The sequence below is a fragment of the Allokutzneria sp. A3M-2-11 16 genome, assembly GCF_024213555.1.
In the GTDB taxonomy this organism is placed as follows: Bacteria; Actinomycetota; Actinomycetes; order Mycobacteriales; family Pseudonocardiaceae; genus Allokutzneria.
This window is the reverse complement of sequence record NZ_JANAVO010000001.1, coordinates 3,627,423-3,642,068: the sequence shown is the minus strand read 5'-3', so window position 1 is coordinate 3,642,068 and position 14,646 is coordinate 3,627,423. Positions and strand designations below refer to the sequence as shown.

12 protein-coding genes are annotated in these 14,646 nt (G+C 70.6%); 11 read left to right on the top strand and 1 reads right to left on the bottom strand.

Annotated features, from left to right (window positions below; all coding sequences use genetic code 11):
• Positions 1 to 168: 168 nt before the first annotated feature.
• The 5 genes from NLX83_RS17975 to NLX83_RS17955 all read left to right on the top strand — a co-directional run bounded on the left by NLX83_RS17975 (position 169) and on the right by NLX83_RS17955 (position 2,833).
• Complete coding sequence (locus tag NLX83_RS17975; RefSeq protein WP_254235993.1) at positions 169 to 384, top strand: hypothetical protein; 216 nt, start codon at positions 169 to 171, stop codon at positions 382 to 384.
• 31 nt (positions 385 to 415) lie between these two features.
• Positions 416 to 766: a hypothetical protein gene (locus NLX83_RS17970; protein WP_254235992.1), complete on the top strand. Its 351-nt coding sequence runs from the start codon at positions 416 to 418 to the stop codon at positions 764 to 766.
• A gap of 70 nt (positions 767 to 836) precedes the next feature.
• Positions 837 to 1,247, top strand: coding sequence for a low molecular weight protein-tyrosine-phosphatase (locus NLX83_RS17965; protein ID WP_254236255.1), 411 nt, complete (start codon positions 837 to 839; stop codon positions 1,245 to 1,247).
• Positions 1,244 to 2,014, top strand: a complete 771-nt coding sequence (locus NLX83_RS17960; protein ID WP_254235991.1) for a fructosamine kinase family protein — start codon at positions 1,244 to 1,246, stop codon at positions 2,012 to 2,014. The genes NLX83_RS17965 and NLX83_RS17960 overlap by 4 nt, the downstream gene beginning before the upstream one ends.
• A 21-nt stretch (positions 2,015 to 2,035) precedes the next feature.
• Positions 2,036 to 2,833: an SURF1 family cytochrome oxidase biogenesis protein gene (locus tag NLX83_RS17955; RefSeq protein ID WP_254235990.1), complete on the top strand. Its 798-nt coding sequence runs from the start codon at positions 2,036 to 2,038 to the stop codon at positions 2,831 to 2,833.
• Here NLX83_RS17955 and NLX83_RS17950 read toward each other — a convergent pair.
• Entirely contained in the window at positions 2,786 to 3,736 is a 951-nt protein-coding gene (locus tag NLX83_RS17950; protein WP_254235989.1) for a cobalamin biosynthesis protein, read from the bottom strand. The two genes, NLX83_RS17955 and NLX83_RS17950, sit on opposite strands and share 48 nt — an antisense overlap.
• Positions 3,737 to 3,828: 92 nt before the next feature.
• On the opposite strand from NLX83_RS17950, the gene NLX83_RS17945 reads away from it, so the two are divergent.
• From NLX83_RS17945 to NLX83_RS41885, 6 genes are all read left to right on the top strand, one after another.
• A complete protein-coding gene (locus NLX83_RS17945; protein WP_254235988.1) occupies positions 3,829 to 5,436 on the top strand; it encodes a DUF2397 domain-containing protein in 1,608 nt (535 codons plus the stop codon).
• Positions 5,433 to 6,689 (top strand): TIGR02678 family protein, encoded by a 1,257-nt coding sequence (locus tag NLX83_RS17940; protein WP_254235987.1) that lies wholly within the window; start codon positions 5,433 to 5,435, stop codon positions 6,687 to 6,689. Before NLX83_RS17945 ends, NLX83_RS17940 begins: the two co-directional genes overlap by 4 nt.
• Positions 6,686 to 10,771: a TIGR02680 family protein gene (locus tag NLX83_RS17935; protein ID WP_254235986.1), complete on the top strand. Its 4,086-nt coding sequence runs from the start codon at positions 6,686 to 6,688 to the stop codon at positions 10,769 to 10,771. The genes NLX83_RS17940 and NLX83_RS17935 overlap by 4 nt, the downstream gene beginning before the upstream one ends.
• A gap of 102 nt (positions 10,772 to 10,873) precedes the next feature.
• Positions 10,874 to 12,262, top strand: a complete 1,389-nt coding sequence (locus NLX83_RS17930) for a M14 family zinc carboxypeptidase (RefSeq protein WP_254235985.1) — start codon at positions 10,874 to 10,876, stop codon at positions 12,260 to 12,262.
• 91 nt (positions 12,263 to 12,353) lie between these two features.
• A complete protein-coding gene (locus NLX83_RS17925; RefSeq protein ID WP_254235984.1) occupies positions 12,354 to 13,451 on the top strand; it encodes a M14 family zinc carboxypeptidase in 1,098 nt (365 codons plus the stop codon).
• Between the two features lie 52 nt (positions 13,452 to 13,503).
• A complete protein-coding gene (locus tag NLX83_RS41885) occupies positions 13,504 to 14,631 on the top strand; it encodes a sensor histidine kinase (RefSeq protein ID WP_254235983.1) in 1,128 nt (375 codons plus the stop codon).
• Positions 14,632 to 14,646: the final 15 nt, after the last annotated feature.

The following is a 14,646-nucleotide window of genomic DNA, read 5'->3' as shown; positions in this document are numbered from 1 at the left end:
AGGTGTAGCGCCGCCCGGTGTGCTCGATGACGTGCAGCACCGCGCGCGGCGGGAGAAACGCAGGCAGACGATCCACCATGATCGTTCCTCGCGCATTCCGCGCTCCCGCATCCGGATGGCGAACTTCACCTGGGCCGCTCCCAGAGCGTGGTCTCCGACGTCGAATCGATGAGCACCGACCCAAGGCTTTCCACGCTGCGGCGCTACGCCATCGCGGTCGGAGCCTCGGTGGAGCACCTCGTGCGGGACACGGTCCGTTCGGTGAACGTCCCAGTGACCGTGGAGCAGGTGCCGTCCGGGAAGGCGCGCGTCAGGAAGCTGCCGATCAAGGAGTGGCCGGTGCGCGGACATCACGGCGCGCTATTGGGAGCACAAGGTGACTAAACCGAAAGCGTGGCCCGAACATGTGCGATGCGTGTCTTTCCAGGCGACCGTAGAACCTTTGGACGCGCCAAAGCCGAAGGATTCCTTCCAGCTGAACTTCCAGTATCGGGTCGACGGCGAAGCAGGGCTGTTCCGCGTCCTTTCCGAGGTTTACGACGATGACCTCCTCGTCCTCATGACGCACATCGCGCGCTTCCCCATCGCTCCGCTGCCGGACGACGCGAACGACCGCGTTGTCGGCAGGTTCATCGACGAGTCGGTCATGCCCGCGGTCTTCCCCTACATCCAGGAAGGCGCCGCGTCCGCAGCTGCGCGTGTACGGCCGAAGCGGCCCCTTCTGATCACCTGGAACTACAACGAGGCACTGGAGTTGGGAAACTGAACGCGTGAGCACTGACGAGACGCGTCTGCACATCTGCTTCGTCTGCACGGGGAACATCTGCCGGTCGCCCATGGCCGCGCTGGTGTTCGCCGAGCACCTGCGGCGGGAGGGGCTCGACGACCGGGTGCGGGTGAGCAGTTCGGGCACGGGGTCCTGGCACGTGGGCGAGAAGATCGACTCGCGGGCGGGGGCGACGTTGCGGGAGCACGGCTACCCGACGAAGCACACGGCGGCGCAGGTCGGCGAAGCGCACCTGGACGCGGACCTGCTGGTGGCGCTGGACGCGGGGCACGCGCGGGATCTGCGGCGGCTGGTGGACGATCCGGAGCGCGTCCGGCTGCTGAGGTCGTTCGCGCCGGAGGGCACGGACCTGGATGTGCCGGACCCGTACTACGGCGGACGCGGCGGGTTCACGGACGTGCTGACGATGATCGAAGCGGCGTCACCGGGGCTGATGCGGTGGGTGAGGGAGCGGCTGTGATCCCGATCGGTTCCGGGGCGAGCGGAACGGTCTACCGGGCAGAGCGCGACGGGCGCACGGTGGCGATCAAGGAACGAAGCACGCCGGAGCGCAACGGGACGTGGGCGGAAGCTGCCTCGCTCACCTGGCTGGGGATAGCAGTGCCGGAGGTCTTCGAGTGGGACGAAGACCGGATCGTCATGCAGTACATCGAGCCCGGCGAGCCCACACGAGAATCCGCCGAAGAGCTGGGCCGGGCGTTGGCGGAGATCCACGCGCAGGGCGCGGCGAAGTACGGGTCTCCGCCGGACGAAGGGCCGCGTGACGCCTGGATCGGGCCGGTGCCGATGCGGAACGAGGAGTGCGACACCTGGGCGGAGTTCTACGAGCGGTTCCGGGTTGAGCCCTACGTGCGCATGGCGGTGGATCGCGGCCACCTGACCGCGAAAGAGGCCGAGGTCTTCGATCGCGATTGGGAGGCGCCGGACGAGCCGCCCGCGCGGGTGCACGGCGACCTGTGGAACGGGAACGTGCACTGGGGCCGCGAGCGGGCCTGGCTGATCGATCCGGCGGCGCACGGAGGGCATCGGGAGAGCGACCTCGCCATGCTTGAGCTGTTCGGTTGCCCACACCTGGAGCGGGTGCGCGGGGCGTACCTGGAGGTGGCCCCGTTCGCCGACGGCTGGCGGGATCGCGTTGGGCTGCACCAGGTGTTTCCGCTGCTCGTGCACGCGGCGGCGTTCGGGCGGTCCTACGTGGAGCGAGCCCTGGCGGCGGCTCGTAGCTGAACTACGCATACCGTGGTGTCCGTGCGTTGGAAGTTTCTGCTGCGGCCGGGTTGGCTGGCGTTGATCGCCGGAGTGCTGATGTTCTCCGCGGCGTGCTTCCTGCTGCTCGGGCCGTGGCAGTTCCGGCAGCACGAACGCAAGCAGCTGCTGATCACCAACGTGAGCAGCTCGGAGACGGCCCCGGTCATCGCCTACGAGCGCCCGGCCTCGAACAACGAGTGGCGCCAGGTGCGGCTCACGGGCACGTACCTGCCCGAGGCGGAGACGGTCGCGCGCCTGCGCACGGTCCTCGGCGAAGCCGCGTTCGAGGTGCTGACGCCGATGCGGCTGAACGACGGCAGAACGGTGCTGATCAACCGCGGCTTCGAGCGGCCGATCAACGGCACGCAGATCCCCGACTACGACGCCCCGCCCACGGGCGAGGTCACGGTCGTCGGTCGGCTGCGGGTCGACGGGGGCGGCGGGGAAACCCGCGAGATGGTCAACGTCGGCAAGCACAAGCAGGTGTACTCGGTGAGCACGGCGGCGGTGACGGCCGCGACCGGAGTCCAGCTGGAGCCGGGCTTCGTGCAGCTCAACCCGAACCAGCCGGGCGTGCGCGGGCCGCTGCCGCTGCCGAACCTGGACGCCGGTCCGCACTTCTCCTACGCGTTGCAGTGGTACGGATTCGGCGTGATGGCACTGCTCGGACTGTGCTACTTCGCTTACCGGGAAGCCAATCCCGATCAGCCGCGCAAGCTGACCGTGCAGGAAATGCTCGCGCAGGAAGAATCAGCGGCGCCGACGAAGCCAGCTGACCGCTACGGAAGCCACCGCTGACACCGCCGCGGTCGCCGTTCCGATCACCCGCGACAGCTCGACGCTGCGCGTGACGTCGCCGGAGTCCGGTGTGCGGCCCTCGCCGAGCACCGGACGCTCCTCCGCGCCGTAGCCGTAGACCGTCCGCCCGCCCAGCCGCACACCGAGCGCACCCGCGAAGGCCGACTCGATCTGCCCGGCGTTGGGACTGGGGTGCGCCGACGCGTCCTGCCGCCAGGTCCGCCACGCCCCGCGAGCCGAGCCGCCGACGACCGGCGCGCACAGCGAGGTCAGCATCGCCGCGACCCGAGCCGGGACCAGGTTGGCCGCGTCGTCGATCCGCGCCGACGCCCAGCCGAAGTTGGTGTAGCGCGGCGAGCGGTGGCCGACCATCGCGTCCAGGGTGTTGATCGCTCGGTAGCCCAGCAGGCCGGGCACTCCGGCGACCGCGCCCCACAGCAGGGGGGCCACGACCGCGTCGGAGGTGTTCTCCGCGACGGACTCCACGGTCGCGCGCGAGAGGCCCTGGTTGTCGAGCAGCCGGGGTTCGCGCCCGCACAGGTTGGGCAGCCGGTCACGGGCCTCGTCGAGCCGTCCGCCGTCGAGGGACTGGGCCATCGCCGTGCCCTCCGCGCCGAGCGAGGTCCCGCCGAGCACCGCCCACGTCGCCGCGGCCGTGCCGAGCGCCTGCACGAGGGGCCGACCCCGGCCGAGCCGCTCCACGCCGACGCCGAGCGCGACGACGCCTCCGGTCAGCACGGCGTTGTAGAGGACACCGGCGCCCCGGCTGTCGCGGTAGACCACGCGCTCCAGGGACTGCGCGGCCCGGCCGAACGCGGCGACGGGGTGCCCCCGGCGGGGATCGCCGAACGCGGCGTCCGCGGCGACTCCGAGCAACAGACCGATCGCGCGAGCCGCGCTCAACTGAGCCTCCCGGTGATGCACTGCTTGGCGAGTGCCGAGCACGTTAGCGCTCGCGCGGGCGCCGCGCGGGATCGGGTTAAGGTGGCGCGGAAGTGAGTGCCGGGCACGAGGGGCAAACGATCGACACCGAGACCAGCTTGCCGGACCGGGCGGGTGAGGCGGCCGGGGCGGACCAGGAGGCCGAGCCCCGCCTCGCCCTGTACGCCTACCTGACGGCCGAGCATCGCCGCAGCTACCTGGCCATCATGCGGCTGTTCACGGCCACCCTGCTGCCGGACCTCTCGCCCAACGAGGTCGCCGCCGCGCTGGCTCCGCTGGAGCGCGAGGGCGCGATCGACCCGGGCGAGTCCGACCCCGAGGTGGTGGCGGACCGGCTCAAGCGGCTCCACGACTGGGGGAATCTGGTCAAAGGGCGGCGGGAGACGATCGCGTCGAGCATCGCCGAGTTCGTCCGGGGCGCGTTCCGCTATCAGGTGAACAAGCTCGCCGTGCGCGTGCAGCGCGACGTGGACGAGCTGCTGCGGGTGCCGGAGGGCGCGCGCGAGGTCTCCCGGGAGCTGCTGCCCGCCATCGAGCGCGGCCTGGTCCAGCTCGGGGGCACGCTGTCCAGGGCGATCACCGCCGAGGGCCAGGGCGGATCGGTGGCCAAGCGGGCCCGCGAGGAGCTGGCCGAGCAGGTCACCACCCTGTTCCTGCAGCACTCCGAGCTGGCCGTGACGGTCCGCGACTTCTACGCCTACCTGGGCCAGGTCGTGACCAGGCACAACCTGGAGCCGGACGAGATCTCCGGCTTCCGCAACCTGCTCGTCGAGTACATCCAGATGGTCGTCGAGGACGTGCTGCGGCACACGCCGACCATCGCGGACGCGTTGAAGGGCCTGGCCAGGGGCCGTATCGAGCTGTTGCGGCTGCTCGGCCCGAACGACCAGCTGGGCACCGCCGTGGAGCGGGCGCGGGGCCGGTCGCGGACGGACTGGCAGGAGCTGACGGACTGGTTCGTGGACCGCCCGGGGCGGCCGAGCCAGGTCACGGCGCTGCGCGAGGCCACGGCGCGCGCGATCGGCTCGCTGCTGGCCAGCGTGAAGCGCGCGACGGCGGGCGGCGGACTGCTCCCCGGCAGGCGCTCGGAGCTGCTGGACCTGGCCACATGGTTCGACAAGGCCGAGCCCGCCGAGGCGCATTCGATCTACGCGGCGGCTTTCGGGCTGTACTCGTCGCGGCACCTGCTGCCCGCGCCGGAGCACGACGGCGACGACGAGCACACGCCCTGGCGCGACGGCCCGGTGGTGGACGTGACGGTCAGCGTCCGCAGTCGCGGTGACCGTGGTGCGCGTGGGCGCGCGTCGCGCATCCTGGACGATCCGTTCACCCAGGAAACCCTTCTGGCAGAAGCGAGAAAGGCCGATCAGCGGCGGGCTGCGGCGGTGTTCGAACTCGCGGCCGCGGCGCCGAAGCTGGAGGAGACGGAGCTGTCCTCCGACGCGCTCGGGGTCTTCTGCGAGCTGCTGACGCTGGCGATGGCGCAGCGGGAGCGCGATACCGACCAGGGCTCGGCCGCCGATCCCGTGCGCGGGCTGCGTCTGACCGTCCGGCCGACCGAGGAAGGGCCGACCCGGATCAAGACGATCGGCGGAGTCCTCACGCTGCACGGCGCGCGGGTCGCCCTGACCACCGAACAGCCCGAGGTGCGCACGTCATGACCACTGCAACCAGACAGCGGGGCGCCGCGGCGGCTGTCGCCGTGCTCGACGGGCTGTCGGACATCGACGCTGCGAACGTGGTGCGCTGCGCGCGAACCCTGCTGCGCCGCCCACTGTTGCGAGTGGACAGTCACGACGGTGATCTCCTGCCGCTGGTGTTCCGGCACCGCGTCGCTTTGCAGGAGCTGTTCTCCTCACTGCTGGGCTATCGCCTTGTGGTGCAACGGAAATTCGCCCGGCTCTACAAGTCCGGGCCCGGCCCGCAGGTCACCCGCGGCGAGCAGTCGCTGACCCCGCGCGGCTATGCCTACCTCGCGTTGAGCATGGCGGCGCTGATCGGCGTCGGCCGCCAGGTGCTGCTGTCGCGGCTGGTCGCCGAAGTCCGTGCGGCAGCGGTGGAAGCGGGGATCGAGGTCTCCGACGGGCTGCCCGACCGGCGCGCGCTGACCGCCGCGCTGCGCCACCTCGTCGCGCTCGGCGTGATCACCGAGACCGAGGGCTCGGTGGCGCCGTGGACGGGCGAGGCGCCGAGCGAGGCGCTGATCACCGTGGACACCGATCTGCTCGGGCACCTGCTCGCCGGGCCGATCGGCGAGGTCGAGACGCCGGAGGAGCTGATCACGGCCTCCGCGTGCACCGGCATGGTCGGCGGGGAACGAGGCATCGAGCACGCGGTGCGGCGCAGGCTCGTCGAAGATCCCGTTGTGCTGCACGCGGATCTGCCGGATGCACAGCGAGTCTGGTTGCAGCGCAACCACAAACGCGAGTCGCTGCTGCTGGAGCGCTGCTTCGGGCTGGTCGCCGAGGTCCGCCTTGAGGGCGTAGCGGTGACCGATCCCGAGGAGTACCTGACCGACCTCGGATTCCCCGGCATGGGCACGGTCGCCAGGGTCGCGCTGCTTTCCCTGCCTGAGTTGCTGGAGCAGGACGAGGAGCCTCGCGCAGACGGCCGCATCGAGGTGAGCAGGTTGCGCGTGCGCGAGGTCTGCGTGAACCTCGTCGAGTCCTATCCCTCCGCGTGGTCCAAGCAGGCCACCGAGGACGTGGACGAACTGGTCGACGGTGTCCTGGAGCTGCTGGCGGCGCTCAGCCTGGCCGTGCAGCGGGACGAGGGCACCTGGTTGATCAGCCCGGCCGCGCACCGCTGGGTACCCGATCCGGACGCTTCCCCCGGCCGTGACAGCGCCGACGAGACCCCGGAACCCGTTGTCCAGACGCCAAGCTGGTCGCTTTTTGATGAGGAGAGCAAGTGAACCGCTGGCGACTCAACCGTGGCGGCATCGTCAACATCTGGCAGTACGCCGAGCAGGAGTTCGACTTCTCCGGCGGCCGGGTGATCTTCCAGGGCACCAACGGTTCCGGCAAGTCGCGGACGCTGGAGCTGCTGCTGCCGCTGTGCCTGGACGGCGAGCTGCGGCAGATGGGCTCGAAGGGCTTCGACACGGTCAGCATCCGGCGCCTGATGCTCGACGACTACACCGGCGGCCCGAACCGGATCGGCTACGCGTGGGTGGAGCTGGAGCGCGGGGAGGGCGAGTACCTCACGTGCGGCATCGGCGTGAAGGCGTCGAAGACCTCGCAGCAGGTGACCGACTCCTGGCGGTTCATCACCAAGGCCCGCGTCGGCCGCAACCTGCAACTCGTTGGGGCGGAACGGGTTCCGCTGGGTCCGGCGCAGCTGCGCGAGGTGATCGGCGCGGACTGCGTGCTGGAGGAGGCGTCCTTCCGCGCGAAGATCGCCGAGACCGTGTACGGCGTGCCCGCCGACCGCTACGCCGACCTGCTGCACCTCCAGCGGACGCTGCGCAACCCCGACGTCGGCCTGAAGGTGTTGGAGGGGCAGCTCGAACAGATCCTCTCCGACGCGTTGCCGCCGTTGGAGACCGCGTTGATCGAGCGGCTGGCCACCTCCTTCGACGACCTGGAGTCGATCAGGGAGAACATCGTCCGGCTCAGCACCGCCGACTCCGCGCTCGGCACGTTCCTCAGCTCCTACTCCGGCTACGCGCTGACCGAGGTGCGCAAGGCCGCCGAGCAGGCCGAGGCGGCGCAGCGCAGGCTCACGTCGCTGCTGTCGGAGCTGAACCGGTTGGAGCGCAGGAAGATCTCCTCAGCCGAGGACCGCGCCGATGCCGAGGCGAAGGTCACCGAACTGGAGGAGACCGAGAGCGAGCTGGAAGTCCGCATCGAGGCGCTGAAGGCGTTGCCCGCCTACCAGGGCCTGCGCGACCTCCAGGACCGCGAGCGCCTGGTCGCGACGTCCCGCAAGGGCGCGGAGAGCGCGCTTGAGGTGGCGAATCGTCAACGCGCGCAAGAGGATCGCGCGGTCGACGCCGTGCTGGGCAGCCTGGAGCGGCTGGAGCGGGACACCGCGGCGGCCGGTGGACTTGCCGAACAGGCAAGCCAGCTGCTGGCCTCGGCCGGCCTGGAGCGGACGCTGTCCGTGCAGGCCCCCGCCGCGCCACCGGCGACCGTCGAGGTGGTCACCGCGCGCGTGCGGGCGAAGCCGGACCCCGACGCCGAGGCGCTGCCGATCGAGCGCAGGGAACTGCCGCCGCTGAGCCCGGACACGTTGCTGACCGGGCTGCGCGAAGCGGGCGAGCGCGCCGAGGAGGCCGCGGGCGTTGTGCGGCAACGAAGTGCGCTCACCCTGACGCTGCACCAGCGGGCCATGGAGTCCGACCGCGCGCGGGACCGGGTCGAACAACTGCACCGCACGGCGCGCGACGCGATGATCGCGGCGACGGAGTCCGCCGGGCGGCGCAACGAGGCCGGGCAGCGCGTCGAGGTGGCCGCGCAGGACTGGTCCGAGGCCGCCCAGCGCTGGGCCCAGGACGGCCCTCTGTCCACTTTGGACATCACCGAGCTGCCGCACCTGCCGCGCCCGGAACTGCTCGTCGCGGAGAGCGCGGCGGGCCGCCGGGCGGCGCAGGAGATCCGCAAGTGGGCGGGGCCGCACCTGCACACGGCGAGCCAGCAGGTGCTCAACGCGGAGCAGCGGCTGACCGAGCTGCGCGCGTCGATCTCCGAGCGCGACACCGAACTGCGCGGCCTGCGCCAGGGCCAGGAGCCGGTGCCACCGCGAAGCACGCTGACCGAGCGCGATCCCGGTGCGGGCGCGGAGTTCTACCGCCTGGTCGACTTCCGCCAGGTCCTCTCCGCCGAAGAGCGCGCGGGCCTCGAAGCCGCTTTGCAGTCCAGCGGACTGCTCGCCGCGTGGGTGCACTCCGATGGCAGCATCGCGACCGCGGGTGAGGCGGATGTCATTGCCAGCCCTGGTGAACAGCTTCCCGGGCGAACCCTCGCCGAGGTACTGAGCCCCGCCCCGGAACCGGGCTGCCCGGTGCCCACGGACATGATCGAACGCCTGCTGGAGTCAGTGTCGATCGAGCCCTCGGACAACTCCCCCACCGCCGTCTCCATGGACGGCACGTGGCGTGCGGGATCGCTGTCCGGCTCCTGGCAGAAGGACGCGGCGGAGTACCTGGGCGCCGGTGCCCGCAAGGCCGCGCAGGAGCGGCGGATCGCGGAGCTGGAAGAGGAGCTCGACCAGCTCCGGGGCCTGCGGGCCGAGGCGCAGCAGACCGTGGAAACCGCGCGTCAGCACGTGAAGGCGTGGGAGCGGCACCTCGCCGCGTTCCCCGACGACGGCGACCTGATCACCGCGCACGCGCGGCTGGCCAGCGCGCAGGAGGCCTCCGCCGAGGCCGAGCAGCGCGCGCGGACGCTGCGCGAGCAGCACCAGGAAGCCGATTTGCGTTGGCAGGCAACGAGAACCGAGCTGACGCAGGCCGCGACCGAGGCGGGGCTCTCCGATGAGACCGCCGCGCTGGAGCAGGCGTACCGGGCGGCCGAGCAGGCACGCGGAACGGTTGAGCAGCTTCGGGAATCGCTGGTCGAGCGGTGCGCGGGCACGGTGAACCAGCTGGCCGACGCGCTGCACAACCACCACGCCGCGCTGAGCGACCGCGAGGAGGCCGAGGCCGAGGCGGAGCTGCGCTGCACCGAGTACGGCGAGCAGGCCAGGGCGCTGGAGGAGCTGACCAGCTCGATCGGCGGGGAGGCGCAGCAGATCGCCGCGCAGCTCGCCGAGGTGGAGCGGGAGCACCGCCAGGCCCGCAAGGACCTGCCCGCCGCGCGCGAGCGGGTGATCGCGGTGCGCGAGGAGGCCACGAAGGTCGAGACGCTGCTGGAGACCAAGCAGCAGCAGCGGGGCGGCACCGAGGCCGAGCGCGAGCGCGCCAACGAGGCGTTCCGCGCGCTGCTCACCGCGCCCGGCGTGTGGTCGGCCGCGCTGCCGGAGGCCGAGGAGCCGCCGCTGGACGACCTGACCGCCGCGATCGAGGCGCTGCGCGACGCCCCGGAGAAGCGGCCGGTCAGCGAAGGCACCGTGATCGGCAAGCTCCAGGCGCTCCAGTCGTCCTTGGCGGGCAGCCACAACATCACCGCCGAGACCGTGGCGGGCGTGCTCACCGTGACGGTGACCTCCGAGGAAGGCCCGCGGCCGGTCGCCGAGGCGGCGGCGCGCGTGGCGTCGAAGCTCGGTGAGCAGCGCGGATACCTCGGCGAGCGCTACCAGGACATCTTCTCCGACTACCTGATGCGCGACCTCGCGGAGCGGCTGCGCACGCAGATCGGGGTCGCCGAGGACCTGTGCAAGCGGATGAACGAGGTGCTCGACCAGGCGCGGTCCAGCCAGGGCGTGCACGTGCAGCTCGAATGGCGTCCGTCCGCGGCGCTGGACCCGGACACCAAGGACGCGCTGGAGCTGGTCCGCACCCCGTTCGCCGACCGCGACGAGGAGCAGGACGCGTTGCTGCGCCGGGCTTTCACCGAGCGCATCGAATCCGAACGGGACGCGCATTCCAGTGGCTACGCGGAGATCCTGGCTCGGGCGCTGGACTACCGGACCTGGTACTCCTTCACCGTCCGGGTCCGCGACAACGGTCCGGACAGCAAGCCGCGCGTGCGGCGGCTGCGCCAGCTGTCCTCGGGCGAAACGCGCCTTGTGTCCTATGTGACCCTTTTCGCCGCCGCCGCTTCGTTCTACGACGCCGTCGGCACGGAGCCCGGTGAGGACACGCTGGCACCGCTGCGTCTGGTGCTGCTGGACGAGGCGTTCGAGCGGCTGGACGATCCGACGATCGCCAGGATGCTCGGGCTGCTGGTGGACCTGGACATGGACTGGATCATCACCTGGCCCAGCGGCTGGGGCGTGTCGCCGAAGATCCCTCGGATGCACATCTTCGACGTGCTGCGGCCGAAGAACGGCGGCGGCGTCGCGTGCACGCACACCACCTGGGACGGCAGCTCGCTCGACCGCGAGGACGGGTGACTCACAAAAACCGTGAAACAGAGGGTTCTTTCGGAGGGTTAGCGGCGGACGCCGTTCGGCTTAACGTCGATAAACGCTGCACACCCTGCGGAAGGACAGAGCATGTCCCGTGTCCCGATCCTGGGCATAGCCGTCGCACTCGCCGTCTCCGGCGCGCTGCTGGCGCAGAACACCGGAACCGTGCCGGTCGCCCAGACCGACACCCCGGTCGCCCAACAGTCTCAGGAACAGTACGTCTACCGCGTGAAGCAGGCGGTGAAGAACTCCGAGCGGCTGCTCGACCTCGGTTCGGACGTCCTTGAGGAGCGCGACGGGGACGACCTGTTCGTCCTCGGCGACAAGACCGAGGGCGACCGCATCCGCGCGGCGGGTTTCGCCACGACGATCGAGTCGGTCATGCCCGCCCCGAAGTGGGCGCCGCCGAAGGCCCAGCGCGACGCGGGCCCGATCACGCGCGCGGACATCAACGAGACCTACTACGGCGGCTACCGCACCGTGCGTGCGCAGCACGCGCACCTGGACAAGGTCGCGGCGGACTTCCCCGCGCTGAGCAGCCTGGTGACCTACGGCCAGTCGTGGCGCAAGTCCACCGGCAAGGGCGGCTACGACCTCCGCGCGGTCTGCCTGACCAAGAAGAACGCGGGCGACTGCGAGCAGAAGCCGAACTCGGCCAAGCCGCGCTTCTTCCTGATGGCGCAGATCCACGCCCGCGAGATCTCCACCGGCGACATGGCGTGGCGCTGGATCGACCACCTGACCACGAACTACGGCAAGGACGCCGAAGTCACCAGGCTGATGGACTCCACCGAGATGTGGGTCGTGCCGATCACGAACCCGGACGGCGTGGAGATCGTGCAGCAGGGCGGCAACTCGCCGAAGCTGCACCGCAAGAACGCCAACGACAGCAACGGCGCCTCGTGCGGGTTCGGGCAGATCGGCATCGACCTGAACCGCAACTCCAACACCCACTACGGCCAGAGCGGCACCTCGACCGACCCGTGCAGTGAGATCTACCGCGGTCCGGGCGCGTCCTCCGAGGTGGAGACGAAGGCGCTGGAGGGTCTGCTCGGCAAGATCTTCCCGGACACCCGCGGCGAAGGTGACAACACGCCCGCGTCCGCGGACACCAAGGGCATGATGATCACGATGCACAGCTACACCAACGGCATCATCTTCCCGTGGAGCCACAAGTCGGGCGCGACGACCGGCAACGACGCCAAGATCCGCGCGATGGCCAAGGACATGGCGGGCATCACCGGCTACACCTACGGCACCGCGCCCGAGGTGGTCGGGTACGCGGCCTCCGGTGGCACCGACGACTGGGTGTACGACAAGCTCGGCGTCCCCGGCTACACCTTCGAGATCGGCGCGCGTTTCGGCGCGTGCAGCGGCTTCCTGCCGCAGTACTCCTGCCAGGACAGCACGCACTGGCCGAAGATGAAGCCCGCTCTGATGTACGCGGCGGGCAAGGCAGCGGCCCCGTACAAGTAGTAAGTCCACTGTGGACTGATTTCTGGTTTACTGTCGGCGCGTCGGGTCCTCCCGGCGCGCCGACGTGTTTTCGCGCTGCGAGAGGACGAGCATGCCCCGGCTCCTGGGAATGATCACCGCCCTGACAGCGTCCGGCGTGCTGCTGGCGCAGAGCACCGGTGTCGCCGCGAACGCGTACGAGACCTACTACGGCGGCTACCACACCGTGAAGGCGCACTACGCACACTTGGACGACGTCACGGCGGCTTATCCCTCGCTGGCGTACCCGGTGATCTACGGGAAGTCCTGGCGCAAGACCGACCTCCGCGCGATCTGCCTCACCAAGAAGAACGCGGGTGACTGCAAGCAGAAGCCGAACTCCGCCAAGCCGCGCTTCCTCCTGATGGCCCAGGTCCACGCGCGCGAGATCACCACGGGCGACATGGCGTGGCGCTGGATCGACCACCTCACCGCGAACTACGGCAAGGACACCGAAGTCACCAAGCTCATGGACTCCACCGAGATGTGGGTCATCCCGATCGCCAACCCCGACGGCGTCGAGATCGTGCAGTCGGGCGGCGCAACGCCGAAGTACCAGCGCAAGAACGCCAACGACAGCAACGGCACCTGCACCCCGAACGGTCAGATCGGCATCGACCTCAACCGAAACTTCAACACCCACCACGGCGTCCCCGGTGCCTCGACGGACCCGTGCGACGAGACCTACCGCGGGCCCAGCGCCGCGTCGGAGCCGGAGACCAAGGCGCTGCAAGGCTTGATGGGCAAGCTCTTCCCGGACACCAGGGGCGAGGGCGACTCCACGCCCGCCTCGGCCGACACGCGCGGCATGATGATCACGCTGCACAGCGCGGGCGACATGATCCTGTTCCCGTGGAACTTCCAGAAGGGCGCCAAGGCGGGCAACGACGCGAGCCTGCGCGCGATGGCCAAGGACATGGGCGCGATCACCGGCTACGTCCACGGCACCGTGCCCGAGGTGCTCGGCATCTCCGCGGGCGGCAGCACCGAGGACTGGATCTACGACCAGCTCGGCGTCCCCGGCTACACCTTCGAGGTCGGCGCGCGCTCCGGCGAGTGCAGCGCGTTCTTCCCGCCGTACTCCTGCCAGGAGGGCACCCACTGGCCGAAGATCAGGCCCGCGCTCATGTACGCGGCCGCCAAGGCCGCTGCCCCGTACCGGCCCTCCTGAAATGATCTTCTGGTAACACCTACACCGGGGGAACCGGCACAGGGAGGCCACGGTGCTCGCGAACCGCGTGCGTCAGTTCGTCGCGCGCCACCCACTCGCGCTGGATCTGCTGGCGCCCGTCCTGCTCACGGCGATCGGCGCGGCGATGATGCCCGCGAAGTACGGCGCGGACGCGCTGCCGTGGATCTTCCAGTTCGTCCTCGTGCTGCCGCTGCTGTGGTGGCGCCGCGCCCCGGTGACGGTCTTCGCGATCACCACCGCGCTGGTCGGCACGCAGTGGGCGCTGGGCTTCAGCGTCGTCGGCGAACTGGCCGTGTACTTCGCCTACTACAGCGTCATGCTGCGCCGCCCCTCCCGAGAGGCGTCCATCGCCACGGCGGTGGTCGTCGTCGGCATCCTCGTGCAGTCGCTGTTCGGCATCGTCGTCCCGCGCTTCCTCGGCATCCCGCCGGTCGGCATGGCCACGATGGCGGGTCTGATCGGCCTGACGCTGCGCAACCAGCGCGCTTACCGGGCCTCCATGCGGGAACGCGAGGCCCGGCAGGCCGAACTGGCCGTGGCGGCGGAGCGGACCCGCATCGCCAGGGAGATCCACGACATCGTCGCGCACAGCCTCGGCGTGATGATCTCCCTCGCTGACGGGGCGACCACCGTGGCGCGCGCGGACCCGCAGAAAGCGCTCGGGGCGATGGAGGCGGTGTCCAGCACGGGCCGCGGCGCGCTCGGCGAACTCCGCCGGGTCCTCGGCGTGCTGCGCGCCGAGCACCAGCAGGACGACCAGTTCCCCCAGCCCGGGATCTCGGCGCTGGGCGAACTGGTGGAGAAGACGCGGGCGGCAGGCCTGCCGGTGACCTACGCGCTGGAGGGCCACCCGGACAACATGCCCGCCAGCGCCCAGGTCGCGGTCTACCGCATCGTCCAGGAGGCGCTGACCAACACGATGAAGCACGCCGACGGCTGCGCGGCGGTGCGCGTGGAGGTCCGGCTCAGCGACTCCGGCGCCGAGATCGTCGTGTCCGACACCGGCGGCGTGGACCTCGCGCCGCGACAGGCGGGCAGCGGGCACGGCCTGGTCGGGATGCGCGAGCGGGTCGCGGTGTTCGGCGGCTCCTTCTCGGCGGGGCCACGCGAGGGCGGCGGCTGGCTCATGAGCGCCCGAGTCCCGGTCTCTCCGGCCTAGACCGCGTCCTGCAAG